Source organism: Gaetbulibacter sp. M240 (genome assembly GCF_043876815.1).
GTDB lineage: Bacteria > Bacteroidota > Bacteroidia > Flavobacteriales > Flavobacteriaceae > Gaetbulibacter_A.
Genome location: NZ_JBAWKA010000001.1, coordinates 818,529 through 845,091 on the forward strand (window position 1 = coordinate 818,529; position 26,563 = coordinate 845,091).

The window sequence follows — 26,563 nt, forward strand, 5'->3', positions numbered from 1 at the left end:
GAGCAATTAATAGGAATTTAAAACATTGGATTAAGAGCTATTGTGATTGTTGCTATTTATAGGAGTCCACTAAGCTAATTACCAGCGTTAAATTTAATTGGGTTGATATACATAAAGTATGTTGTTTCTATTTTCAGCCAATCGTCTTAATTTGTTAATGAAAACTTTATCGCGGTCCTTTAAATATTTTTTTTCAATGATGATCTCAAACGGTCGTTCTTTTTCTATTTGTATTAAAACCTCCTTCTCTGAGATCTCTTTTATTTTTCCTGCTGAATAAAATTGACTAGAATAGCTTTTTCCATCCAAATAATAAAGATCTGTAATGGCCGGGTCACGGTGTTTTAAAATATATTTATCCGTTTTACTTAGGTTTTCAAGATTATTTCCAACCAGACTAAAAACGGTTGCGCCGATGATCGCTATGGGTAAAACTAAACTTAATCCCAGAATGGTTTTCTTGTTTTTAAAGCTTTCCCAATAGTGTTGAAGTAATAGTGCTATTGGAACCATAACCGGTAAAATATAGGTGTGGATCAAACTTTTTGAGAAGGTGAAAAAGAAAGGTGTCCATAATAACCAAAGCAGTAGATAAACCGTCCAGGAATCTTTTAGAACCTGCCTTTTTCTGTTCCACAGTTTAGCAATCAAAATCTCAACCCATGGGAAAGCAAAAGCCAATAAAAAGGCCCAGATTATGCCAAGTGGCTGCTGTTTTGGAAAGCCGTATTTATCACCTTTCCAGCTCGAATCGAAAAAGCGTTTGTAATGCTCACCCACGAAAAAATAATCCAAAAAGCCAGGTGTTTTTTCTTCAGCCAGCAAGAACCACGGTCCGGCGATGATCAAGACTAATACCATACCGATTATCCACGGCATTTTTTTAAGAGCTTGAAGCAATTTGCCATAGTATAAGGCCCAGATAAAAATAGGTGGGGCGGTTAATATGATCACAATTGGTCCTTTCGCTAGAATGCCAATTCCAACAAAAACAAAGATGAGATATTTCCAAAACTGGCCGGAATCGTTATTTATAAATTTCCAAAAACTCAAGAATATCATGGACACGCAAAAGGCCAATGCAGTATCGGTAGAAACGACCCCAGCGTGTAATAAAAATTCAGGAATGGTCAATAAAATAAATGCAACAATGAAAAAGTGCTTATGATCTTTTACGTAGTTCTTTAGAACGGCTATGATGCCTATCGATAATAAAAAAGCCGGAAATCGTAGCGCAAATTCATTTACCCCAAATAACTTCATTGAAAGTGCTGAAAGCCAAGTGGAAAGTGGTGGTTTTGCCCAGAACGGGGTGTTATAATCTATTTGCGGTGTGATCCAGTTTCCAGTCTCGGCCATGATCCTAGCAATTTCGCCATACCGTGCCTCGGTTTTATCCATGAGGGGTATATAGGCATTTAAAAATAGCCTGATAACTAGGAGGAAGATGATAGCAACTACGAAAAATAGTTTGTCATCAATTTTTTTCATTATAACGGTTATTAATTTTCAGTAAATCTATCCAAATACGAAAGAAATAGGTCAGTTTTACTTTAGATTCATTAGTATCTTTCCATCGCTTAAGCGGAATTTCTCTGGATACTTTAAGTATTTTACTTCTTGAATACGTTTCAATAATTCGGCAAAACAATTCAACATCAAATAACCATTTGGAAATAAATTTTTCTTCAAATATGGTTTTTGCCAATCCGGCTTCAAAAACTTTACAACCACATTGGGTGTCGTAGATTGGGATTTTTATAATGTATGAAATTGCGGTAGCAATAACCCGGCCTATATAATGCCGGTACTTTTTACGTTCAATATTAGTGTCTATTTTTTTAATTCTGGAGCCAAAGGCCACCAAAATATTGCCTTTCACATATTCTGATATGGCTATACATTCTTCTAAAGAAACTGAGAGATCTGCATCTAAATAAGCGATTTTTTCATAAGCTTCGTCAGTATTAAAACTGTGTTTCACGGCTGAACGTACTGCTTCAGCCTTACCTTGGTTGACTTTTTTAGAAAAAATGGAGACGCGTTCAGGAAATTTGTTACGAATCGATTGTAACAGGTTTAGCGTGCCATCGGTTGATCCATCATTAGAAAATAAAATGTTACACCCTTTATTCTCATTAAGAAAATGTAAATACGCATCTACATCCAGCTTATTGTATTCGTTATAGCAAGGAATTATAATGAGTAATGGTTCGATCATTTATATGCGCTATGCTGCTCTGCTGCTGAGGTTTTAATTTAATGTAATTAATAGCTTCTGCCAATTGGTTGCTAAATTAACAAAAGCAAACATAGGTTTTGACTTTTTGTAAAAAATCTAGGGAATTAAATGTAGTTAATTGGTATTATCTAGAGTTTTTAGCTCTATTTTGATCATTTTTTACTGCCCTAAGCCCTGCCTTTTCCATAAAATTTATTTGATTTTTTTGAATCTAGTTAAGTGGTTTACTGTTGATATTCTTTAAAGTTTGTTCATTGTAATCTTTAAATTCTTCTTTCAGAAAGGTAATTATACATTCGGGCCATAGCAACATCCAAATGCTTATAAGGCACTGCAGTAAATACGATGCGAAAAAGACCTTTTTTCTGATGTTGGAATCCTTTCCCTGGGGTTAATAATACTCCTGTGTTATTATATATATCGAGCCATAACTGCGTTTCACCCTCGTCCGTATTATTTTTTAGGTATTTTGAAAAATCGGCCCATATAAAAAAACTGCCTTTAGCCGGAACATAGGGGACTTCGAGGTTTTCCAAAGTTTTAGTTGCCAGTGTATAGCTTTGGAATAAACGTTTTTTATTTTCGTTAATGTAGCTTTTCACAAAAGTGTTGTCTTTCAAAAGTTCCGCAATTCCCCACTGGGCTAAATTTGATACCATATGCGGAACATTCACATTGTCCAGACCTTTTAAAAAAGCTTCGTTCAAGGAGTGCGCTACACCAATGCGTATGCCAGACATGGCAAAGTCCTTGGAAAACCCATACCACAAATGGAGATAATCGCTTTGTGCTCGTTGCATTATTTTAGCGAATGAACAGAATATTTCTTTATCAGTTTCTTGTTCGTTAATAAGCGAAAGACCATAAATTTCATTTACTACCATATGAATATGATGTTTGGTACACCATTCAGAAAGTGTTTTAAGCTGCTTTTCGGTATAGCGGCACCCGGTAGGATTATCTGGTGCTGTGATCAATAAAATTTTAAAGGTTTTGGAGTTTGCCTTCAATTCGTCCAAAACCTTATCTAATAAAGTCGTAGTTACGGGGCCGGTAGTTCCAAGTTCATGAATATCAAAATGTGTTTGCAAGTCGTAGCGTTCCAGATGACTTTTAACCCCAATATCCTTTGTATACATAGGGTAGGAGGGTGCAGGTATTACCACAATATCTCCAGCGTTGGCCAATAAAAATGTACTGGTCTCGATAACGGCTGCGGCTCCGGCAGCTAGTCCTAAATTTTCCGGAGCTATAGGGCAATGGCATAAATGCTCTGACATGAATTTTGCGATTGTAGCTCTAACCTCAGGATGGCCCAAAGCACTCGTATACACCATAACCCAATCAGGGATTTGTTGTTTCTGGAAAATAGTGGTCAGTTTATTTTTAATCTCTGTAGCAGATAACTGATTTTCGGCCACATTAAGGGGAAATGCACCGTCAGGATTTTTTTCAGGATGATACAAGTTTTCATTGGCCTCCATAAATAGTTCTAAATCAATCCGGGCAGGATTGCTGGCCAGAGCATTTCCTCGTTCTGAAAGGCTTGGGTATTTTAAATTCATAGTAATTAAGTACATTAAAAGCCGAAGTTATCTCCGTTGCTTTTAGCACTAAGATAAGTAAAAGGATAGTTTTCGGGTTTTTGAAAAAGTACAATTTGAAATATAAACCAAAAATAAATTTAATCACTCAACCATGAGTTCTTTTGGTTTTTGGAGAATAGAAGAAATAAAACCGTTGATGGTTTCCCTTCCGCCGCCGAGTGTATTATAGACCCCAACCACTCGTGGTGTAACATTAGTGTCGGTTTCATACAATAAAGCATTGATAGTTCCAAGGGCAAGAAAAGTATGACCTTAATTTATGGTCTTTTGTTTTCTGGACTTGCTTTTGGTTTAAATATTTCATATCCAAACCCTAGTCCAATCCAAGGTCTATTTCTATAAATCCAATTTCTGCCAATTTCACCAGACATGGTATCAATTCCGAGAAATGTACTTATTTGAAATTTCTGAATTTCAAAAATCGCTCCGGTACTAAAGGTAATAGAGCTTTGAGTTGATTCAGAGTCTATAAAGTCTTTTGTTGTTTGTGGCGTGACTTTAATAGATGAAAACGCAATACCGCCAACTAAGGAAATCGATACATCTCTTTTCCAGTCAGTAATTCGCCAACCGGCTGTAACACCAATGTTAAAGTCATTTCCAAATTCAGAATAAATAGCTTCGTCACCATCTTCTCCATTTCCCGGTCTAATCTTTATTAATGTTGTTGATGCACCGACCACAAAACTACCTTTCTTCTTATACTCTTCTGCGAAATCAGAATATTGGTCAGAGGTTAATTTAAAGTAAATGTCTTCTGTTAAACTCTTTTTGTATGTAAGTTTATTTTGTGCTTCTGCGTCGGGCTTGCCAGAAGTGAATTTTGAAACTTGTATGACATATTCTTTACCATTGTTGATAATATTTCTTATTCTAAATTTCCAACCTTGATTCATGACTTGTTTATTCGAAGGGGACACTAGGGTACCATCAAAAGTACATTCTTCCAATTCTATACTATATTTAAACTCATGTCTGTTTTCTCTCAAGTCCTCTTGACTAAACATGCTAAAAGCCAGCATAAGGATAAAAAATGTTTGGAAATTTTTTAATTGTTTCATTTTATTTGATTTAAAGTTTGTTCAATGCGTGTAATGAATACCAATAGTAATATCAGTCAATTCATTATTTGTGATTATAGCCAATACAAACTATAACCGATTTTTGTTTCAATAAATAATGGTGGTTTTCTAAGGAGTATTTAGGCTATTTGGTTTAGCTGAAATATCTCCTTAAGCAATTGGTGGGATGGACCTCAGATTTAATAATCTTCAGGCCGTATAAGTCAAAGATAATTGAACCGAATTTATGATTCAATTATTGCAGGCAAAAAAGTAATTTTTTTTTCAGTTTGTCGATGTTTTAATTTTATTTATATGCTTTTAACAAATAGATTTAGGTCATCAAGCTAATTAAAATGGTGAGAACTTTTATTATTTGCGTTGGTCTAATTCCGATTCAATAAGGATTATTAATTCTTTGATGTCTTGATCTAAATTCTCTCTGTAGTTCATGACGTCCTGCGTCATATTCAATTTAATACCTAGTAAATTTCTTATTCTTTGTTTTTCAAGAATCTGATTGTAATTATTCTGTTTTTCATTTTCAATATTAATTCCCGGAATTGAGGATTTGACTAGAGGAATAAAATTGATTTCATTTTCTGCGACTTCATCTATTCGGATTTGTTGAACATTTAATCTGTCGTCCAGCATCCCTTTTAATTCATTTAAATTCACTTCTAAGCTTGTGAATTTTTCTTTAATTTCCTGACTTTTTATGAGTCCCAATTTATTCGTGTTTTTAAGATCGGTATATGTATTTATTACAGGGATGTCATTTTCCAAATTCCAAAAGGCATCTTTGAAAAGTTTATCTGAAATAATAATCCTATCCACATTTGAATTTAAACTGTCTATACCAAGAACTAATAATAAAATACCCTTTGATTTCTTTTCAGCGGAAACAAGATTTTCTGATTGTTTTTTAGCCAGAATTAAATTTTTGTTTAAACTTTCAAGAATGCCTATTTCTTCTATGCTGTTTTTTCGGTCCTCATTCCAATTATTGATTTGTAAGGCGATTAAAATCCCAATGACCACAAGCACAATTTCGCCAATGGCATAGAGAAGGTACTTACTGAATTTACCTGTAAGCCCGGCAGGCAGATTTTCAGAGAGCAGTTTTTGTCTTATTTTACGAAAGAATGTTATCATGGGTTAGCGCTTACTCACAATAATTTAAAAATACGTTTTTTGTAAATTCGTTATTACTTTAATTCCTTATTAATGAGGGCAACAATAGTATCCATTTCCTTCAACACATTTTCTAATCTAATTTTAGATTGCTGTTCAGATATACTTTTCCATCGATGCACGCCCTCATAAACTAGAATCAGCTCTTTTAAATTCTCATCAATATTAAAAAATTCACTTAATTCAGGCTGGTTTTTAAGTCTATCAGGTAGAGTCGTGGAGCCCAATAAGGGGTTCAGGTTTTGGATGATCCCATTCTTACCATCGTCCGTGTAATCAGCGTGTTTAATTGTAAGATCTTGTTCACGTTTTAGGTCAATCAACCTGTTTCTTATCTTGGAAGGCATTAATCCAATATCACCACTACTTTGAAGAGATTCCAAAGTACTTGTATTAAATGTTATTCGTGTTGAAAGTACAGGAAGTTTAGATATCATTTCATATACTTTAGGAGGTGTTAAAACATCTGATTCATAAGTATTTGTGTAATTCTGAAATTCTTTAAGATAATTGTCAAATTTTATAATGGTTTGTTTTGTAGCTGTTTCATCTTTTTTTAAATCGTCCAATAACTGTAAATAATAGTCTTGCTTTTTGGATTCAAGTTTATTTTTTTCATTCCAATTATTTATTGAAAGAGCTATTAGAATCCCAATGACCACAAGAACAATTTCGCCAATGGCATAGAGAAGGTACTTACTAAATTTGCCTTTACGCCCGGCCGGCAGATTTTCAGAGAGCAGTTTTTGTCTTATTTTACGAAAGGATGTTATCATGGGTTATTGGTTGGTTAAAAGATTGTAGAGCAACTTGTTAGCCTTTCGTAATTTCTTTATCAATTAGAAGCATCAATTTTTGATTTAGATCTTTCATTTTTTGGTAGTCACCTAATATTATTGAATTTGTAAATATCGAAAGTACGAACCCATTTTTAAAAATATTGTTCTTCAAAAGTCCGTCTAATTCTTCTCTGGAAAGTTCTAAATCTTTATTAAACGCGCCATTAGCTGCGTAGTATCCATAACTTTGAGCAAGTGGACTTAGGTCAACATATTCAAAGAACGGCCTATAGAGATATTGTTCGTAATCGTGTTGTAAGTGATCTCTATCCGTTAGGATCTTTTTATATATCAAATCTAAATTCAGTAGTCCGTTTTTTATACTATCATTTGAAATTAGAGTTAAATTACCTGAATTCACTAGTTCCAGGAAGGTGTTATTAATTCTCTGGAAGGCTTGCCATATTTCTACATTAAAATTGTGGTAATTAAATAGTTGAATGTTTTCCACCGGCTTACCATTAAAATGTTCAAGGATGATTTGAGCAGAATTTACCATGCTTTTCCGAATTTCGATATACCGATCCAGTTCGCTGTCTTCAAGGATTAAATCGGCTCTTAGATTTTTTAAAAATTGAATTTCTTTGGTTCTTTGTTTTTTTATCTCATTGGTGTTGTTGATTTGTAAAGCAATCAAAATTCCAATAACCACAAGAATGATCTCTCCTATGGCATAAATTAAATATTTGGTAAACTTATTTTCAATGAGAAGATGTTGCCTGACTTTTCTAAAAAACGTTATCATTAATTTGGTGGTTGGTTAAAATGAAGGCTAATAGTTTGTGTGTAGTTTGTGGGGCGGTAAAAAACCGAAGTTAGTAAATAAAACCAAACGGCAGAAAATTCTTAGAAAATTTTCAGAAATAAGCGTAAACAAGCAATTACTAATAGGCATTGTTAGCCTCTCGTTATTTATTCAGCTCCGCTTGGACAATTTTTTTTATTTTTTCATTACTAGCAGATAAATTTGTTATCACCTTATTTGCAAGAAGGTGGTAATGGTAAATATGTGGTAACCATTTAATGGCTTCAGTTTTCGTTGAAAATTCCTTAACAATTCGATCAAATTCAATTTCTTCCAAATTAAAATCTAATGCATTAGTTGGATTCGAATTTCTAAGAGATGAAGAATTTTCTATTGCCGTTAAAATTTCAATGGATAATAATCCAGCAGTTTCATGACTAAACATTTTTTGAGCATCTTCTAAATTTAATATCATCTCCCAATGATCAGCATCTTCATAATAGTTTGATAATAAATTTCTCAAATACTCTGATTGAATTAGAGACATATTACCCGAATTTAATAACTCATTGTAAACTATTTTTGAAAGAGGTAAATAAGAACGCCAACTTACTTTTTCAATACTTTCAATAATTAGAATGGAATTTTCATTGGACTGTGATTGGTTTTTAACAACATTAGATAATATATTGACTTGATTGATTCGTTCGTTAGAAAGACCTTTTGAAAAAGAGAGCGTTTTATAATCATTCTCAAGATCCACAAGTAATCTTCTGAGATAGTTTTTTTCGATAAGACTTTCCTTTCTTTCTTCATTCCAATTGTTAATGCTTAAAGCAATGAGGATCCCGATAACGACTAAAATAATTTCTCCAATGGCGTAGATAAGATATTTACTGAATTTATTTTCAGTCAGCAGTCTTTGTCTAATTTTTCTAAAAAATTTTATCATTTGCTAGTGGTTGGTTATATTGTAGGAAAACAGGTCGTGTCTAGATAACTTATTAAAAAACCTAATTTAGTAAATAAAAACCTAAACTGCCTACCTGCAGGCCAGTAGAAAATTTCATAGGGCTTTTGGAAGTAGGAGGGCACAGCGGCAATACTTACAGGCATTGTTTCACTGTTGTAATTTTTTAACTACTATTTAGTTTTTAAATACGCATCAATTTGATTAATTCCTTTCTGTACAAGTCCTAGCGTAAATTCAAAATCTCGAATTTGAATTTTCCTGTCCATTATGGCTTCAGAAATAATGGATTCATATTTAGGATTTTTTATTAAAGATTCATAGTCATTTGGGATTGCTTTGTAGGAATATTTTATTTCAGCCAAATTATCATTTGCTCTTGATTTAACATCAGATGTAATTCTAAAATTGTCTTGATAGAAAAGATGCATGGCCGTATTTTTTGGTGTATTCGTTTTTAATAGTATTCGTTTATAACCGGCCTCGTAAATATCAGTTATGAGAATTTTTAATGAATCAGATTGAATCAATTCTAAATTACCATTTTTGAAAGTTTCATATGTTGAAGTTTTAGGGAAAAAATGAGTGAATTGATAACTTAAAAAGAAATCTCTATACATGGAATCAGAAATAGGTGTCTTTTTTCTGATCCAATTTTGGATTTTCAACGCGGAATTATGAAATATTTTTGTGCTATTGTAATCTGATTTTAATTCTTCGAGTGAAATTTCTAATTCGGATTTCAGGTTTTTAAGGTTTGTAACCTCTCTTATATTATCTTTTCTGTTTTCATTCCAATTATTAACCTGTAACGCCAGTAAGATTCCAATCATTACAAGAACGATTTCGCCAATCGCATATTTTAAATAACTTAAGGTTTTCCCTTCTGAGATCAAATTTTGCCTAATTTTTCTAAAAAATTTTATCATTGGTTATTGGTTGGTCACCATGTTATAAAGTGTTTATGGGTAAGGATAGTAGCGTGTTAATGCAACTAATTTAACAAAATAAACCGAACCTGACTGGCGGAGGTTCGAGATAGTCCGTGATGGATTTGGTAAGTAAGCTTGCTTTAGCAACTATTTTGTTTTTGATTAAGAGTTGTTTTATCAGAACTGCACCATGAAGTTGTCATTCAGTTATAAAAAACACTGAAGCTTCATTTGAATAATCAGGTTATCCAATAGCAACCTGCTTTATCCCAAATTTTTTAATTTTAGAAGTTAAGGTTGTTCTAGGAAGATTTAGTAATTGCGCAGCACCGCCTTCACCTGAAATTCTCCAGTTTGTAAGATTTAAAGCTTTTATAATATTATTTTTTTCTATTTCCATAATATCATCTATGGTAAGTATGTTGGGACTATTAGATTTTTCAGGGGTTTTATTTTCTGAATTAGGTAAAATGGAATCAAGATTAAAATTTCCATCCGTGGAAGTGATAATGCCTCGCTCAATAATATTTTGAAGCTCTCTAACATTTCCTGGCCAATGATATAACGATAGTTTATTTAAATCCCGTTTAGTTAATGGCATTACGGATAGTGCTTTGTTTTTTGAAAATTTTTCGAAAAAGGCATTAGCAATAAGGCTAATGTCATGTCCTCTTTCTCTTAAAGGTGGTATATTGATAGGAAAAACATTAAGTCTGTAAAAGAGATCTTCTCTAAATTTACCCTCTTCAATCTGTTTATGAAGATTTCTATGGGTGGCTGCAATTATTCTAACATCCACTTTTTTGGTTTCTGAACTTCCAACAGGCTCGAAAGTACCTTCTTGAATTACTCGTAGTAGCTTGGCTTGTAATGGCAGTGGGAGTTCAGCTATTTCATCAAGAAAAATGCTTCCTTGATCTGCTAACGAAAACCGGCCTTCTCTAGATGTTAATGCTCCAGTAAAAGCCCCTTTAACATGTCCAAAGAGTTCACTTTCTATCAATTCAGCAGGTAGTGCAGCACAATTTAAAGTTACCATAGGTTTCGAACTTCTATTACTTGACTCATGTACCGCTTTTGCGAATAATTCTTTTCCTGTGCCAGTTTCACCAAGAATCAATACATTGGCATTTGTACGAGCCACCTGAATTACCAGTTCAAGACATTTCTTGATAGGCTCGCTGTCACCAATAATATAATTGAATTGTTGTGCATTTACCTTCTCCTTAAGCATAGCGGTTTCAGCATTTAACTCTTTGATTTTTATATTCCTCGAAACTTCATCCTTTATGTTTCTTATGTACAATGCATAGTACAAATGATTTTCAAAGAGGTAGGAGGATATATTAATTTTGGAGGGAAAGGACTCGCCTTTACAATTGAGACATACAAGAGGTTCTTTGAAATTTAGAGAGCCATTTGTTTCACATAAATTGTTGTAATTAAGGATCGATGATTCAAAGGTGGTGAATGATTGAGAATCAAATAGATTCTTAACATTTGTTCCTAAAAATTTATGGTCTTTAATTTCGAATAGCTGATTAGCGGCATCATTAGCTTGAGTGATTTTCATTTCTGAATTGAATTCAATGATCGCATCTGTTGTGCCATTAACTAACCTATTTAATTTAGATTCACTTTCAATGACTTTTTTTTGAATTATTTCACGTCTCAATTCTGCCGCTGCTCTTGAAGCAAAAATTTTAAAAATCGCAAATACTTCAGGGATTTCGGGCATGGGTTTATTATCTAATAAAGCCAAATGACCCAGTATTTTCCCATCAATATCTCTTAAGGAGATGCCCATATAACTAACAGCCCCTAATGGCTTAAGATCAGGATCTTTTGGGTAGAGGTCAATTACTTTACTCGGTATATGACAAATGTCGTGCGCATTTAAAACGGGCTCACAAGGGGTGTTAGGCACTGAATACTCATATTTATCAACATATGCTCCCTCCAACCAAAAAGCTAAGGCATTTAATTTATTTTGCTCCTCCCAGTATTCTGTGACCCAAACGCCATAGACATCCAAAATTTCAGCTAAGTCCTTTACTAGCGCTTTAAAAAATTCTTTCCCAGTAAATTGAGAGGTGCTTTCTACAATTTGTTTTAAAGCAATTATTGCTGGTGTTCTTTTTGGTTGTTGCATGATGAAAAATAATAATTGACGAAATTAAGTTACCTAAAAATTGAATTATGACGAAATATCGGCAATATTATTTAATGATAAATATTTTAAAATTCTGATAATCAATAATTTATAAATTAGGCATAAGAAGTGCTTATTTGTAGATATTATAAACCAATAAAATATTTTAAAAATGGAAACATTAGAAAAAACAGTAAACGGATTCAAATCTCAAGATATTATGGATACCGTTGGGGCTATTCAATCTAACCCTGAAATTGCAAAATTTAAGTTTAGAGGCAGAAACAAATGGATTTCTGGAGGACACAACAGAAGTACTATTCAAGATTTTTACGGTGCTTGTCAAGAAGACGAAACCAGACAAGAACCATTTGTTTTTGACAACAGCGAACCGCCAATTTTATTGGGAAACAATGAAGGTGCCAACCCTGTAGAATTTATTCTTCACGGTTTGGCAGGTTGTATGACCACCACCATGATGCTTCATGCAGCAGCCAATGGAATTTCTGTGGATCATGTTGAGTCCAGTTTAGAAGGCGATCTTGATGTTCAAGGTTTTTTAGGATTGGATGAATCCGTAAGAAATGGATATCAAAATATCAAAGTGAACTTCAAGATTGAAGGAAACCTTACGGAGGAAGAAAAGCAAAAATTAATCTCCTTTGCATATATGTCACCTGTTTTTGACATTGTTACAAACAAAGTTCCAGTATCCTTATCACTTAATGTGTAAAAGAAGTATTTCACTTTGTAACGTGTCTTAAATAATAAAGGCCCAAAAGGGCCTTTATTATTTCTTTTTAATTTGTCTTCTGCAAATGTGTTACGGTTGATGAATCGTTTGTTTCATGTTTAATTATCTAATTTAGCAAACGTACCTGCCGGTAGACAGTTAAAACCTAACCGCAGGATTTTCAGAAATGGCTCGAATCAAACATTTAATCAATAACGTTCCCGGCAACTTGCTTTAATCTGTTTCAACTTTTATTGTCGATATATAAACCCCGATTGCAAGAGAAATTCCTATGAATAAAAGTGAAAACCATTCAGGAATATCAAACCAATTTGCGGTCATTAATTTTATGGAGACAAAAACCAAAATAGAGAACACACTATATTTTAGATAAGTAAATTTCTCTAACATATTCGATAAGAAAAAGTATAATGATCTTAATCCCATTATAGCAAATATATTTGAGCTATATACAATAAATGGGTCTGTGGTTACGGCAAATATCGCCGGAATACTATCTAATGCAAACAGTAGATCAGTAAATTCAATAGTAATCAATGCCCCAAACAGTGCGGTAAAAACAGTTTTCCCATTAATTTTGGTAATATACTTTCCACCATGCAGTTCTTTATTAAATCTAAAATATTTAGCTATTCCTTTGGGCTGTTCTATTTCCTTATGTTCGGCTTCTTTTTTAAGCATTTTTAGTGCTGTAAAAAGCAAAAGCAATCCAAAAACAATACTCATTCCGTGTATTTTGTTAATAAGCACAATCCCAATCCCAATCAATATACCACGAAATACTATGGCTCCTAAAATGCCAAGAAAAAGTAAATTATGTTGATACTTTATTGGTATTTTGAATGATGTAAATATGACTGCAATTACAAATAGGTTATCGACACTTAATGATAATTCAATTAAATATCCAGTAAGATATTTAACTACTGCCTGTGTGGGTTTAAGATTGGTAATGTTATCGACAAGATTATTGTCATAAAACCAATAAATCAAAGCGGTGAATATTAGTGCATTAGAGACAAAGAAAATAGTCTCGTAAAATGCTTTTTTTATGGAATTAACTTGATTCTTTTTGTGAAGGATAAAAAAATCAATAATCAAAAGGATTATCACATATGATATAAGAATAATCCAAGGTTTCATTTGTGCCATATTTTTCTTGAGTCGTTCTTTTTATACTTTTTTGGTAATAGTGTTTTCTTTTTCCCATTTCTTGATTATCGGAAACCAAATTGCGATTGAAACGATTAAAATAACGATTTTTTCAGTTCCGTCAATTCCATTTTTGATAAACGCATTAAACATCATAATTTGAATAATTATATGAAAACAAGCAGTTGCTTTAATCCACTTTGTCGATTCGGCCACTTATCCAATTTGGGATTAATTTTTGATGAAATATGTACATTACAATTCCAGGAAGCCCAAATATAATAATCTTTACAAGAACGATTATTATTGAATGTCCAGTATTGATTACTTTGTCTACTAATATTTGTTGTTTCATTGGAGGTTTGAATCAAATTAATGCTAACGTTTTGTGTATGGTTTGTTGCGCCTGCCTAACGTAGGCAGATGTTTTGGAAATCAATTTAGTAATTTGAAACAAACCTTAGGAAAATATGCAGGATTCTCCGGAAATGCAGGAGCTCAGGAGTAAATTTTACACTGTGCAACCCACTGGCTTTTATTTCGTTAGTTTTAAATTTTATTGAATTCTATATTTAACATTTAGAAATCTGGACATTAAAATAAAACGCTTTACATTAACTATTAAATCAAAAAATTAGGTAGCGTTAAATTAATAGTCTACATTTGCAGCTCAATAAAATATACCTATAGAATTTTAAGGTAGTATATAGTACAATTAGTTATTACGAGTTATTCTCTTCTTTCGAATTTTATTTTTACAATTACTTTTTCAATAGTGTTATTAAGTTAATAGATTGTTTTTTCAGTCTAATTATTATTCTTTAGTATGCTTTTTTTAACTAGGATGTTTTTATTGAGAAAAAACAATTAATAATTTAAAATTAAGTAAAGATGCAAGAAGGCACAGTAAAATTTTTCAACAATTCAAAAGGATTCGGATTTATTAAATCATCAGAAACAGGCGAAGAGATTTTCGTACATAATTCTGGTTTAACGGATGAAATTAGAGAAGACGACAAAGTACAGTATGATACTGAACAAGGAAGAAAAGGATTAAATGCTATTAACGTACAAGTTATAGATTAATTCACAAAAATATTTATCCTTAAAAGATAAAAATTTGTTAGAAGAAGACCGTTTTATTTAAGCGGTCTTTTTTTTTATGAATGAAAATAATTTTTATAATAACCAGATTGGTTAAAACCCAATTTATTTAAGTACGACTCATGTAATCAGCTTGTGGGGACCGGTCTTATATCTTAAAAATAGGCGATTAGGAAGCACTAAAAATTTCGGATAGGCAAAAACTTTGTTTCAGGTTAAAGATCTTGGGTTTAGTTCTAATTCATCTATTTTTTAATTATATTGTTATCTGCTGACTTTTTGTTTTCGGGTCTATTATTCCATATGGTTAAGAATTGTCCTGTCGACATTTTACGTGCGGACTGCTTCGCTTTAAGAGCTATTTCTCCTTCGAAAAGTTGGTCGATTGTGTCAAACCAAAGTTGAAGCCAAACTCCAAAATGAGTTTGTTCTATGGAATGGTTCATGTTTTTATCTACGTTTATGTGTTTTGCGGAAGGGTTTCCTTTAAACTTTGCTGTGCCAAATAAATTAGTTTCCCAAAAATCCGTTAATTTTTCAAGATGCTCTGGCCATTGTTCTTCTGAAATATGGCTGTTAAAAATTGGACCTAATAGTTCATTATCTCGGATTTTGGCATAAAATGTATGTACAAGTTTACCAATGTCTTCGCGATTATCAATTGTCTTCATTTAATTAGGATTTATCAGCTACTTTTTCTACCCGTAATACATCATCGAGTTTGGAAAGCGTCAATCGAACAATGCTGTCTTCTTTTGCTATCAAATCGTGATAAATATTAGCATCCAAACTGATAGCGTCTCCTCTTTTAAGCGATTTTATTTCTTCTTCTACCCCAAAATCTATTTTTCCTTCTAGAATATGAACAATTATAGGGAATGGGGCTTTGTGCTTTTTCATTGTTTGTCCATTCTTTAATAGGATTCTAATTTCCTTTGAAAACGAAGTCTCCAAAATAACCTGAGTAACAATTCGATTATCATTGTAATCTTGATTTTCACTAAATGATTTAATTTCCATTTTTGTTCTTTTATGCTTATATATAACGAGTTTGACTAAGGATAGTTGTGTGGGCGAGCAACTAACTTACTAAAAATGGAAAGAACTAGAGGGAAATCCTGCGGATTTTCTGAGAAGGCTACAACCAAGCAAGGAATTTTACACTTAGCTATGTTTGGTTACTTATTAAATATTAAATCAATTGCTATTAATCCTTTGACTTCCATAATATTATATTTACAAAGAACAATTTCTTTTCCATCTAAATTTAGAAGCCAAACTTGTTATCTTTCATTATTAAAGCTAAATCTCTACCAATTTCACCAAAGACTCCAATTACGTTGAATTCGATAGGAACAACAATTTCACTTTCATATTTATAAATCCGAATTGATTTCCTTTTTTACTAAAGCCCAATCTTTATGAATTTCTCAAAACTTCCCAATAACATCATTTTCGTCTATAGGAGTCTTTATTTTACGTTCAGTTTTTAAGTTTGCCTTTTGATTATTTGTTTCTAGGTTTTGTTTGTTAAATGCAGTAACAGAAAGAAAAAAAATAATTAGAATTGAAGTAGCAAAGATTGATACTTTTACCATGGTATTAGTTTTTAAATTCCATAATTTTAAATGGTTTTTCAAATTTGAATTTTGATTTGGTAATTCGTAAAAATCTACTCCTAAGGCTTTAGAGATAAATTTAATTGTAGAACTTCTTGGTTTAACAGTGCCAGATTCAATTCTCTGAATGGTACGTATTGTTATGTAGCATTTTTTCCGCAACCTCAGACTGGGTTAACCCTTTAGTTTTTCTTATTCGAATGAATTCTTTTTCGAAATCTAGGCTATCCATTTAAATAGAAATTTGAAGTAAAATTATCTTCAATCGTAAACCTTACCAAAAATTAGTAATGTTTTATTTGCGGAGACATTTGGTTTATTATGTTATTAAATCATGATTTTTGATGTAAAAATGTTTATTCAAATTGCCGCTAACGTGTTTGTATATGGTTTGATGCGCATTTAGTTAACCAATTCAGCAAATAAAATTGAACCGAAGGAAAGTCTGCTGGATGTTTCGGAGATGTAAGAACCTAGAAATGAATCTTATACATGTCGTAGCAAGTTAAATTTTATTATATTTATGAGTGTTATTTATCAAAGACAATATTTTTAAAATTAAATATTAAAACCAGCCATTATGAAAACGATTAGAGTAATCACAATAATCCTGATATTTTTATTGGGATTTAATTATACGTCTGAGGGACAAGTTTTGTCTCAAGAAAAAAATCAATCACCACAAGAGCAATATGATTTTCATATAAACAAAATGAAATCAAATAAAACAGCTGCATGGATAACTTTAGGAGGTGGATCATTAATGCTCATTAGTGGTCTTGCAATTAATGTTTCAGAAAACATTTTTGATGATACATCCGAAGGTCTTGTTTTGGCTGGAGTTGGATTTGCTACTTCTCTTGTTAGTATACCTCTTTTTGCAGCTGGGCGTAAACATAAAAGCCAAGCTAAAATCCAATTGCAAAATGGGGCAGTTGGGCTTAATAATGAATATAAGTTTTCAGGCCTTTCTATATCGTTTTCATTTTAGAACTTTTGTTTCTCTCTTAATTCTTTAAATAAGGAACCTTTATTCAAGACGGGGTAAAATTTGCTACAACGATCTTGGCTATGAGTTTTCTCGTGGTTTAGCGGTTAACTTAGCAAGTAAACCAAACTAAGAATCCACAAGGATTTTCAGAAATAGGCGGGTAAAAGCAATTATTTATGGCTATTGTTGTGTGAGACTTCGTTATTTATTAAAACTATTTATTTTCCTTAATTCCTGTTCAATTTCATCTATTAATTCATGGCTGTTTTTTAGTATTTGTTTGATATAACGTTGCTTATTCCCATTAACAGCGCCCATCACATGACTATAGAAATTGGACAAAGCTAAATAAGTAGGTGAATTATAATTTCTAATCCAACTGGTATCAAGTCTATTTATATCGAACGATGGATTTCTGTAGTGCTTTCGTATAAAAACGAAGGGACTTAATTTAGGGGTTTTGATATATTCCCGTGAGTCCTCAATAATCTCTTTCATGAAATGTTGATACTTTTCTATTAAAGCATAATAATCACTTAAATGATTTAGTAAGTCTCTGCTCTCAATGATATAAATGCCGGTAGTATTAAGCATTTCATCATAAGTCTTTCTATTTACTTCTATATTATTCCAATTGTAATCAATCAGGGAATCAAGGGTTATAAGGTCTTGTACTGATTTTGTGTTAAGTAATAGTTCCAATGCTTCTTCTTGATTGGATTGATACAGTGTTAAAATGGAATCTGTCGATGTTAAATCTTGGATATCCAAATTGATATCATCTTTCAGTTTTTGAAGAAAGGATATTTCCCTTTTACGTTCTTTTCTATCTTCGTTGAAATCGTCAAGCTGGATGGCTATAAGAATACCTATTACAACAAGAATGATCTCACCTATGGCATAAATCAGATATTTATTGAACTTATTTTCAGTTAGTAACTGTTGTCTAATTTTTCTAAAGAATTTTATCATTGGTTAGTGGTTGGTCATAAAGAAGCACAACTGTTTCGAGTATGGTTTGTTGCGTGTTTAGGTAACCAATTTAGCAAATAAAACCGAACCGTAGGAAAACCCTCAGAATTTTCTAAAGTAGGAGAGGCAAGCAATTACTTAGAGCCATTGTTGTATATAGTTTTTTATTCTTCTTTATATTCTAAAATATCTCCAGGTTGACATTCCAACGCTTCACAAATAGCTTCAAGTGTCGTAAACCTAATTGCTTTTGCTTTACCAGTTTTTAAAATTGAAAGGTTTGCCGGTGTGATTCCGAGAATTTCAACCAATTCTTTCGATTGCATTTTTCTTTTGGCAAGCATGACATCTAAATTAACTATTATGGCCATAATCAAACTGTTAATTCATTTTCCTCTTGTAGAGTTATACCTTCTTTAAAAATATCCGCTAAAAAGAACATTAAATAACCCAAAATTAGAAATACTAAGAGTTCAGTTGATAAAAGGTCAATTACTTTACTGGAAGTTCGTGCCCAAGCTGTAAAAGCAATATCGATAATTAGAGTTCCAAAAGCGAAAGTAAGAAATGATTTTCCAGCTTTCTTAAAAGCTGAACTGACTTCTTTTTGAAAAATCTTCTTTTCTGCGAATAATTTTGTTGTTGTATTCAATTGGTAAAGACCTAAAAAAATAAATCCAAATATGATTACATAAGCAATAGCAAAAATCAAATAAGCTGTAATAGATATTTGCACGTCACTGTTAATGATATTAACCTTTGAGAAAAAAGGGTCATCTGGTAAGTGCCATTTTTTGATGAGTTGAAAAGTCCATTGCAAATAATCAATCAGTTTTGTTCCCGCGAAAACAATTCCGATCATGTAAATCGTGTTAAAGGCTTTTATTCCTTTGTCTGTTTTTTTTGTTTTGTTATTCATGTTGAATTAATTTATTATTGCGAAACTATAATAAATTATTGTAAAACAATAAAAAAACATTAAAAAAGAATAAATAAAATTATATTTTATTGATATTCAAATAGTTAAATTTTTGGACAAATTACTTACAATGTTTTTGTGTAAGGATAGTTGTGTGTGCAAGTAACTAACTTACTAAAAATGGAAGGAACCAAAGGAAAATCCTGCAAATTTTCTGAGAAGGCCACATCCAAGCAATTATTTTTACACCTCGTTGAGCATAGTATTTTTCTTAAAATTCACCCGAAATTATTTGATCCAATTCAATACGTTCTCCGTCTGGTCCTTTCAGAAATACATGTTTCAATTCAAGTCCATGAGTTTGGACCAATCGAATTGGACTAATTATTTCCGCACCTGCGTTTAGGGCTTTTTCCAGTGCTTTATCGATATCTTTAACATCAATTCCAACATGCTGGAATAAAGCAAAATTATCAATAGCCTCCATTTTATCTACCTCTTTCAATTCAAAAACAAAGTCCTGTCCTGGAAATTTAAGAAAAACAATATTGGTTTCAACTTCTTTTTGAGTTCCATCTTCGTAAGTCCAAACAAGATGTTTTACGTTGTCATTAGTCACTTTAAGATCGAATGCTTTAGTATAAAACTCGACAGACCTTTCCATATCCGACACTACTAGAAACACATGGTTAAATCTGGGAGATAGAGGTTCCTTGGATTCGCATGAAGTTAAAATTATTGCTAATGCGATAAATGTATAAATATTTTTCATAATGAATTATTTGGTGAATTGTATCCAACGTCTCTGCTAGGAGTAGTTGCGTGGGTTAATACTTAATATATCAAGTATGCACCAATCTGAAAATCCTCTAGGGCTTTCAGAAGTAGGTGAGAAGAAGCAATTACTTAAAGCCATTGTTATATGCTCCTTTTATTTTTCATTTTTATATACAACGCCATCCTTCATAACAAACTTTACACTTTCTAAAGTTTTAATGTCATTAATAGGGTTAGAATTAACAGCAATAATATCAGCAAGTAAGCCTACTTTTAATTCCCCTCTGTCATGAAGTCCTAGCATATTTGCAGCATTTATAGTGGCTGTTTGAATAGCTTCTATCGAACTCATTCCGCAGGCTATTAAAGCTGAAAATTCAATTGCATTTTGGCCATGTGGAATAACCGGTGTATCTGTACCAAATGCTATTTTCACATCTGATTTTATGGCTTTTCTTAGGTTATCTTTGGCGAGTGGTAAAACGTATTTTGCTTTGGCAGCCATAACAGGATGCATTTTATCAACCAGTTCATTTACTACATTCGAAAGTCCGGTCGTAGGAACTAAATACACTCCTTTTTCTTTCATTAAGCGAATACCTTCATCATCTAAGAAGGAACCATGCTCAATAGAATAAACACCTGCGTTAAGTGCTGCAATAATACCTTCGGTGCCATGGGCGTGAGCAGCAACTTTAATATGATGTCTCGAAGCTTCGTCTACTATAGTTTTCATTTCTTCATAACTTAATTGTTGTGCTCCAACTGCATCTTCCATGGAAAGCACACCAGCCGTTGCATGTATCTTTATAAATTTTGCACCATGCTTAATCTGATATCGAACTGCTTCAATGGCATCATATTTACCATTAACAATTCCATCCTTGGGTCCTAATTCAATGAGCCCTTCGGATAAGCCCAGAGAAATATCTCCATGTCCACCATTTATAGAGATCATATGCCCTGATGGGATTACTCTTGGTGCAATGATTAAGCCTTTATCAGATGCATCTGCAATTGCCACGTCAATAAGCTCTCGCGTAATATGCAACTGTCCAATGTTTCTAACCGTTGTAAACCCTGCTAATAATGTTTTTTTCGCATTAATAATTGCCCTTATCGTGCCTTGGCTTGAACTTTCTTTATAGATATAATCCCAGTTTCCTTCAAAGTCAATATCCAAATGAACATGCATGTCCATAAGCCCAGGTAAAAGCACTTTGCCCTTCAATTCTATTATTTCTGTGTCTTCAGGGATCACCTTTGGATTAACGGATTTTATCAATCCATCTTCGATGAGCAGATCTGCTGGAGTGATTAATTTTCCAGTTCTAACATCAAGGTATGAATCTGCTTTTAGTAATTTGTATTGTGCTTGAACCGAAAAAGTAGTCGTTAAAAGTAGGATTAATAATAAGAAATGTTTCATATAAAATATTTTAAATTGTATACTTATTATTCATTATAGCTCATTAAAGCATATAACGTGTTTGTATAAGATTAGCTGCGTTGTGTAAACAACCTAAATTAGCAAAAACCAACTGAATAGAAAATCCGCGAGGATTTTCGTATTTAGGCTTGCACAAGCAATTAATTTAATACGATGTTGTGTTTTCGTTATTTAATTAATCTTTTAGGATCTTTTATTCGATTATCAATTAAATTTATAAGATTTCCAGAACTTTGTTTTAGCCTTTTCCAATAATTTTCATTAACTGAATTATAGGTGTAAAATTCCGCAAGTCGTTTTCTATTATCTTCATTATCTTTTAAATATTCAATAAAATTATAGTCATACTTTCCTATTGCCCAGTTTTCAAACCAAACGTATTGTTTGTATTCTTGGATATTCCGTTTTGAGAGTTCTACCGTTACTTTATTATATTCCGGTAGCTCGGTGTTTAGTTGTGAATAATAACTCAAAATGCTGTTTGTTAAAGAGTCATTTACCAACTCTTTATTATTAAGTGTTTTAAGCAAATCATAACCTTTATTATTTGGTTGAAAGTTTATAAAATCTGTCGCCAAGCTCCTAAACGGCATAAATACCTCACTATCATAGTTATAAACATTTATATTAGAATAAAATGAGTCAGGAACATTATTTTCAAGTATATCAATAATTAGTTCATTGGTATGTTTTATTTTCTTGAAATCAATACTTAATTGTAAAGTATCATTCACTAAATCTTTTCGTATTTGTTCAAAAACACCAATGGTATAATGTTTTTGAAGTAGATTTTCTCTAATATTATTTATATAAAGAGCAATCAAGATACCAATGACTACAAGAACTATTTCTCCAATAGCGTATTTAAAATACTTCCCAGTTTTTCCTTTTGAAAGTAAGTCTTGTCTAATTTTTCTAAAGAATTTTATCATTGGATAGCGGTTTGTAATAATGAATCACAACCTGTATGGCTATGATTTAGTTGCGGAAAAACCCACAGGATTGTCACGCCATAGGCCAAATATAATTAAAGTGAAAGGATTTTCCGATTGGAAAATCTGAAGCAATGAATTATAGCCGATGTTACCTACTGGTTTTTTCTTTAAAGTCCGAAGTTAATTCCAAAATTAATTGTTGAAGCATTTCCATCACCTTCAATAATGCTTGCAAAAGAACCAATAAGCGCAAATTTCTCTTTCAGATTATAAGTTAAGATTGGCCTAAAATAAAATCCACCCCCGCTATCAAATGCATTTGCACTTAATCCATATCCAATATCCGTACCGAATGAAAGTGCTTTTATAATATCTATTCGACCAGCAACGGCAATAGGAAGGTATACATCCGGAATTGATCCAAAGGCACTGTTGGATCCATTTATATTATTTCCTTCTCCTAAAAATACTAAGGCGCCTATTGTTGGTCCAATGTTTATTTTTTCAGACACATTCCATAAATAGTAAAAATTTCCTTGAAGAGTTAATGAGAAGTATTCTCGCGAGTCCCCTATTGTTGGTCCGACACCTATCTCTATTCTAAACCCGTCTTGTGCATTTATTGAAGAAAAGAACAATAAGGTTAAAACGACAAAACTCAATTTGTTTTTCATAATTAGTTAATTTTTGGTTGTATATATTAAAATTAAAAAATTATTTCTATTTTTTCCGCTTGCAGGTAACGGTTGAGCTATGATTTCGTCGTGAAATCGTCTGCAGGACTATTCAGTAATGAAATCAGTTTAAATATATTTTTTACTTTTCGGTTTTGCATTATCGCCACGCTGAATTATAGCCGATGTTGTAGCAGGTTTATTCTTCCGATGTCATAAACAAGAAGGCCTTAATTACTGGATAAGAAACATTCAACAATGCTGTTCTCACATCATTAACTTGTAATAGACTTTCATTAAATACAACTAAATTGTTTCCAAAGGCTCTTTTCAACGATGCATTCATTTTTGGAATAGGATTATTATCCACTAGATAGTCCCTGATATGATACATTCTTTTTTTATCCTTTGAGAGCTTTTCAAAAAAGTGAGCTCTTTCAGGAGAACTATATTCTTTGTTCCATTCAATCTTTTTAGTGCTTTCAACCCAGCTAATAAATCTTTCCAATCTTCGCATTTCAAGAGTTTCTTCACTATATTTTGCATGGTAGAAAAGTAAGGCAGGAATATTAATACTAAGAGTACTGTCTTTATAAATTTGTGGTCTGTAAGCTTGTTGGGATAATTTAAATTTAAATTCTTTATACTCAGAAGCTTTATAAGATTGTGAATAATTGTGGTAAACAAAATCCTTAGTCGCGTCATCTTTAATTTCAGTACGCACAAAAACAGGTTGAATAAATATAAGCCCTAAAACTCTATCAGGAAAGTGCTCTGCCAAATAGAGCATATTTTGAGCTGGAACATCTCGACCTAGAAAGAAGGCCTTCTCAATTTCCAGTTTATCCATCAATAAAATCAATTCCTCAGTTGCAGTTTGGACATTATCTTCTTCCAACTGTGGGCTTGTTCTTCCGAAACCGCGTTTTAAAGGAGCAAGTACTTTATTATGTTCCGCTAACTTAGTATAAAATTCAATAAAGGACTTTTTTTCATGTTGCCAATACGGGCTTGATGAACTTTGATCAAAGTAATTGTGAGCTCCTTGAATCACGATTAACGGAGGACCTTCACCACCAAAATCCTTGTACTCCATTTGCATGTTATTTAAATGGGCGATTTTTGATTTATAAGGAATCGAATCCTGTCCAAACATTATAGATAGAGTAAATAGGAATAAGAACGAAAATGAAAATTTAGTATGCATTATTAATTTTGGTATTAATGTGCTACAACGAGAATAAGTATGGTTTGTTGAGCGTTTAAGAAGTCAATTTAGCAAATAAAACCAAACCATAGGAAAATCCGAAGGATTTTTCGGAAAGTGAGAATCTAAGCAATGGATTATAGCCGTTGTTAGTGACTTTTTTTAATTAAAAAGATCTAGAAATTTTTCACCAAACCCGTTTTGCAGCAATAAAAAGATTATAGCCAAATTAATAAACGGTAGTAGTATTCCAATGATTGTTAGGTAATGAGGTTTCTTAAGCTTTTTTATGTCATAGATTATTAAGCCTATGTAAAACAGGTTTCGAATTATTACTGACATAACTAATCCATTAATGATCGTTTGATCAGTTAAAGGAATTATGTTCCTACCTATTCGGTCTGTTGCAAATCCTAATAAGCCGATGGAAAAAATGAAAATAAGGCGTTTATGAACTTTAGTCTTATTTCTATAAGTAAACGCCAATGAAATGATAATTATTGAGAATAGCAATCCAATCATGTTACCGACTGTTACTCCTGAAGCAGCCTGAAGGGAAAGTTCTCCAGCATGATACCGTATGGCGGTCAAATAGATAATGTATAAATTAGAAAGAAGCATAAGAATTACCCAGCCAAAGATTTTATACCCCATTTTTCTATGGTTTATTATTTTGCCTTTGGCTATCATATAAGTCTGATAAATTAATCCTACAAACCAAATTAGATTTATCGTACCATGAATGATATAGGCTATTGGTAATTCTTCATAAGTGAATAAGGGACGCAATAAGAATGAAGGTGAAAAACCAATCAAAACTATGATGGTCATCAGAATGCTTGTAATAAAAAAGAATGATTTTTTCATGAATAAGAAATTGCCGCTAAAGTTTTTGTATATGAGCTATGGCGTATCTTGGCACGAACCTTAACAGGTGAAAATCAACTTTGGACAAACCCTAAGATTTTCTATGTGATGACTAGCCAAGCCATAGGATATATACTCAGTTAACGAGAGTTAATTTTTATGATTTGATATTATAGGATATATCTCATTTCGTAAAAGTGCATATGGGTCATTTTTAATATTCCAATTATTATAATTTCCAGCTGTAGTTACTACTATAATATCATTTTTCAAATCAAAATAGATATTTTGTCCTCCATTTCCAATAGCTGCTATCATCTTAAATTCATTATTAGAAATGTCATCTAGCCACATCCAAAATTGATATCCATACGCGTCATTTCCATCTGCAACTGTACTCGGAAAGTTGATTTTTTCAGAGAAAGATTCCTGTACCCAATGAGAGGGTATTATTTGCCTACCATTCCAAGTGCCATTATTTCTATAAAGCAAACCAAATTTCAATAAATCTTGTGATGTTAACCGCAAGCCAGAAGCTGCTGCAAAAGTATCTGAACCATTCCAAGCAGAATATTTGGTCCATTCAAATTTGTTGATTCCCAAAGGGTCGAATAAATGCTTTTTTACAAACGTATCCAATGGGGTCTTTGATGACCTCACAATAATTTCCGCCAATACTTGAGTAGCTCCACCATTATAATTGAATGATGTACCTGATTTAATCTCTAATGGCTGGATTAATACATAGTTAACCGGATCTTCACTTGAGGACATTTTGGTCTCGTTATTTTCTGGATTATTGTAGGGAACATCTTCATTCCAAGATAATCCCGTTGTCATAGTTAAAAAGTTCTCTATTGTCCAATTTGATTTTTCTTCACTAAACGTTCTTTTCATTTCGGGGAAAAAATCAGAAATCTTTTGTTTAACACTTTTTATATACCCTTTCTCGATGGCAATGCCAATACAGGCTGAAACTATACTTTTTGTAATACTACGAATATCGTGTAATGTCGTATCGGTAAATTGAACGTTACCAATATTACGTCCCCAAATTTGGTCTTCGCCTTTGAAGTACTGTTCATAGAAAAGTTTCCCGTTTTTAGCAATTAGTAGACTATGAATATTCGGATATTCTTGTTTTTTTATTTTGGTTGTTAAATTATTGAGAAGAATTGAATCAATTCCGATTTCTGAAGGAGTAGTAGTTGGAATTTGTGTTTCAGTTGAATCAATGGATGTTTGGACTTGCTCTGATCTATTTTCTTTACATGCAAATACTAAAATTAATAGTAAAATTGACCAAATTAAGTTTCTCATAATATTTAGTTTTAATTCTTGCTAACGGTCTCGGCTATGAGTAGCTGCGTGGTTTAGCAATTTAATTTCCAAAGTAGGCG

General features: G+C 32.4%; 27 protein-coding genes and 1 pseudogene. 3 read left to right on the forward strand and 25 right to left on the reverse strand.

What is annotated here, in order from left to right; all coding sequences use genetic code 11:
* Positions 1–93: 93 nt before the first annotated feature.
* From V8G61_RS03655 to V8G61_RS03700, 10 genes are all read right to left on the reverse strand, one after another.
* Positions 94–1,491 carry an ArnT family glycosyltransferase gene (locus tag V8G61_RS03655; RefSeq protein ID WP_394874074.1) on the reverse strand — a complete coding sequence of 466 codons (1,398 nt, stop codon included), beginning with the start codon at positions 1,489–1,491 and terminating at the stop codon, positions 94–96.
* Positions 1,478–2,221: a glycosyltransferase gene (locus V8G61_RS03660; RefSeq protein WP_394874075.1), complete on the reverse strand. Its 744-nt coding sequence runs from the start codon at positions 2,219–2,221 to the stop codon at positions 1,478–1,480. Before V8G61_RS03660 ends, V8G61_RS03655 begins: the two co-directional genes overlap by 14 nt.
* Positions 2,222–2,505: 284 nt before the next feature.
* The gene (locus tag V8G61_RS03665; protein WP_394874076.1) at positions 2,506–3,822 is read right to left on the reverse strand and encodes an aminotransferase class I/II-fold pyridoxal phosphate-dependent enzyme; all 1,317 of its coding nucleotides are present in this window, start codon (positions 3,820–3,822) and stop codon (positions 2,506–2,508) included.
* Positions 3,823–4,106: 284 nt separating this feature from the next.
* Positions 4,107–4,910 carry a hypothetical protein gene (locus V8G61_RS03670; RefSeq protein ID WP_394874077.1) on the reverse strand — a complete coding sequence of 268 codons (804 nt, stop codon included), beginning with the start codon at positions 4,908–4,910 and terminating at the stop codon, positions 4,107–4,109.
* Positions 4,911–5,282: 372 nt separating this feature from the next.
* A complete protein-coding gene (locus V8G61_RS03675; protein WP_394874078.1) occupies positions 5,283–6,065 on the reverse strand; it encodes a DUF6090 family protein in 783 nt (260 codons plus the stop codon).
* A 53-nt stretch (positions 6,066–6,118) separates the two neighbouring features.
* Entirely contained in the window at positions 6,119–6,880 is a 762-nt protein-coding gene (locus V8G61_RS03680; protein WP_394874079.1) for a DUF6090 family protein, read from the reverse strand.
* Positions 6,881–6,917: 37 nt separating this feature from the next.
* Positions 6,918–7,688, reverse strand: a complete 771-nt coding sequence (locus V8G61_RS03685) for a DUF6090 family protein (RefSeq protein ID WP_394874080.1) — start codon at positions 7,686–7,688, stop codon at positions 6,918–6,920.
* 163 nt (positions 7,689–7,851) lie between these two features.
* Positions 7,852–8,640: a DUF6090 family protein gene (locus tag V8G61_RS03690; protein ID WP_394874081.1), complete on the reverse strand. Its 789-nt coding sequence runs from the start codon at positions 8,638–8,640 to the stop codon at positions 7,852–7,854.
* A gap of 191 nt (positions 8,641–8,831) precedes the next feature.
* Positions 8,832–9,587 (reverse strand): DUF6090 family protein, encoded by a 756-nt coding sequence (locus V8G61_RS03695; protein ID WP_394874082.1) that lies wholly within the window; start codon positions 9,585–9,587, stop codon positions 8,832–8,834.
* A 247-nt stretch (positions 9,588–9,834) separates the two neighbouring features.
* On the reverse strand, positions 9,835–11,742 hold the full coding sequence (locus V8G61_RS03700) for a sigma 54-interacting transcriptional regulator (RefSeq protein WP_394874083.1): 1,908 nt from the start codon (positions 11,740–11,742) through the stop codon (positions 9,835–9,837).
* Positions 11,743–11,914: 172 nt separating this feature from the next.
* Between V8G61_RS03700 and V8G61_RS03705 the strand changes: the two genes are divergently transcribed.
* Positions 11,915–12,475, forward strand: a complete 561-nt coding sequence (locus V8G61_RS03705) for an OsmC family protein (protein WP_394874084.1) — start codon at positions 11,915–11,917, stop codon at positions 12,473–12,475.
* A gap of 234 nt (positions 12,476–12,709) precedes the next feature.
* Here V8G61_RS03705 and V8G61_RS03710 read toward each other — a convergent pair whose 3' ends face one another.
* Positions 12,710–13,648, reverse strand: coding sequence for a TerC/Alx family metal homeostasis membrane protein (locus tag V8G61_RS03710; RefSeq protein WP_394874085.1), 939 nt, complete (start codon positions 13,646–13,648; stop codon positions 12,710–12,712).
* Positions 13,649–14,539: 891 nt separating this feature from the next.
* Between V8G61_RS03710 and V8G61_RS03715 the strand changes: the two genes are divergently transcribed.
* Entirely contained in the window at positions 14,540–14,734 is a 195-nt protein-coding gene (locus V8G61_RS03715; RefSeq protein ID WP_394874086.1) for a cold-shock protein, read from the forward strand.
* Between the two features lie 263 nt (positions 14,735–14,997).
* On the opposite strand, the gene V8G61_RS03720 is transcribed toward V8G61_RS03715, so the two are convergent.
* The 4 genes and pseudogenes from V8G61_RS03720 to V8G61_RS03735 all read right to left on the reverse strand — a co-directional run.
* On the reverse strand, positions 14,998–15,423 hold the full coding sequence (locus V8G61_RS03720; protein WP_394874087.1) for a group III truncated hemoglobin: 426 nt from the start codon (positions 15,421–15,423) through the stop codon (positions 14,998–15,000).
* Between the two features lie 4 nt (positions 15,424–15,427).
* Positions 15,428–15,772 (reverse strand): cupin domain-containing protein, encoded by a 345-nt coding sequence (locus tag V8G61_RS03725; RefSeq protein WP_394874088.1) that lies wholly within the window; start codon positions 15,770–15,772, stop codon positions 15,428–15,430.
* A 410-nt stretch (positions 15,773–16,182) separates the two neighbouring features.
* Positions 16,183–16,350: a hypothetical protein gene (locus V8G61_RS03730; RefSeq protein WP_394874487.1), complete on the reverse strand. Its 168-nt coding sequence runs from the start codon at positions 16,348–16,350 to the stop codon at positions 16,183–16,185.
* A 72-nt stretch (positions 16,351–16,422) separates the two neighbouring features.
* A pseudogene (locus V8G61_RS03735) lies at positions 16,423–16,533 on the reverse strand (helix-turn-helix domain-containing protein); the annotation flags it as partial.
* A 418-nt stretch (positions 16,534–16,951) separates the two neighbouring features.
* Between V8G61_RS03735 and V8G61_RS03740 the strand changes: the two are divergent.
* The gene (locus tag V8G61_RS03740) at positions 16,952–17,362 is read left to right on the forward strand and encodes a hypothetical protein (protein ID WP_394874089.1); all 411 of its coding nucleotides are present in this window, start codon (positions 16,952–16,954) and stop codon (positions 17,360–17,362) included.
* A gap of 201 nt (positions 17,363–17,563) precedes the next feature.
* Here the strand turns inward: V8G61_RS03740 and V8G61_RS03745 are convergent, their stop codons facing one another.
* The 10 genes from V8G61_RS03745 to V8G61_RS03790 form a co-directional block, all read right to left on the reverse strand.
* On the reverse strand, positions 17,564–18,334 hold the full coding sequence (locus V8G61_RS03745; protein WP_394874090.1) for a DUF6090 family protein: 771 nt from the start codon (positions 18,332–18,334) through the stop codon (positions 17,564–17,566).
* A gap of 164 nt (positions 18,335–18,498) precedes the next feature.
* Entirely contained in the window at positions 18,499–18,705 is a 207-nt protein-coding gene (locus V8G61_RS03750; protein ID WP_394874091.1) for a helix-turn-helix domain-containing protein, read from the reverse strand.
* Between the two features lie 2 nt (positions 18,706–18,707).
* Positions 18,708–19,253 carry a DUF2975 domain-containing protein gene (locus V8G61_RS03755; protein WP_394874092.1) on the reverse strand — a complete coding sequence of 182 codons (546 nt, stop codon included), beginning with the start codon at positions 19,251–19,253 and terminating at the stop codon, positions 18,708–18,710.
* A 271-nt stretch (positions 19,254–19,524) separates the two neighbouring features.
* Positions 19,525–20,025 carry a VOC family protein gene (locus V8G61_RS03760; protein ID WP_394874093.1) on the reverse strand — a complete coding sequence of 167 codons (501 nt, stop codon included), beginning with the start codon at positions 20,023–20,025 and terminating at the stop codon, positions 19,525–19,527.
* A 159-nt stretch (positions 20,026–20,184) separates the two neighbouring features.
* On the reverse strand, positions 20,185–21,459 hold the full coding sequence (locus tag V8G61_RS03765; protein WP_394874094.1) for an amidohydrolase family protein: 1,275 nt from the start codon (positions 21,457–21,459) through the stop codon (positions 20,185–20,187).
* 188 nt (positions 21,460–21,647) lie between these two features.
* Entirely contained in the window at positions 21,648–22,412 is a 765-nt protein-coding gene (locus V8G61_RS03770; protein WP_394874095.1) for a DUF6090 family protein, read from the reverse strand.
* A gap of 170 nt (positions 22,413–22,582) precedes the next feature.
* Positions 22,583–23,089, reverse strand: a complete 507-nt coding sequence (locus tag V8G61_RS03775) for a hypothetical protein (protein WP_394874096.1) — start codon at positions 23,087–23,089, stop codon at positions 22,583–22,585.
* Positions 23,090–23,288: 199 nt separating this feature from the next.
* Positions 23,289–24,185, reverse strand: a complete 897-nt coding sequence (locus V8G61_RS03780; RefSeq protein ID WP_394874097.1) for an alpha/beta fold hydrolase — start codon at positions 24,183–24,185, stop codon at positions 23,289–23,291.
* Between the two features lie 273 nt (positions 24,186–24,458).
* Positions 24,459–25,163 carry a hypothetical protein gene (locus tag V8G61_RS03785; RefSeq protein ID WP_394874098.1) on the reverse strand — a complete coding sequence of 235 codons (705 nt, stop codon included), beginning with the start codon at positions 25,161–25,163 and terminating at the stop codon, positions 24,459–24,461.
* A 150-nt stretch (positions 25,164–25,313) separates the two neighbouring features.
* Entirely contained in the window at positions 25,314–26,483 is a 1,170-nt protein-coding gene (locus V8G61_RS03790; protein ID WP_394874099.1) for a serine hydrolase domain-containing protein, read from the reverse strand.
* Between the last annotated feature and the right edge of the window lie 80 nt (positions 26,484–26,563).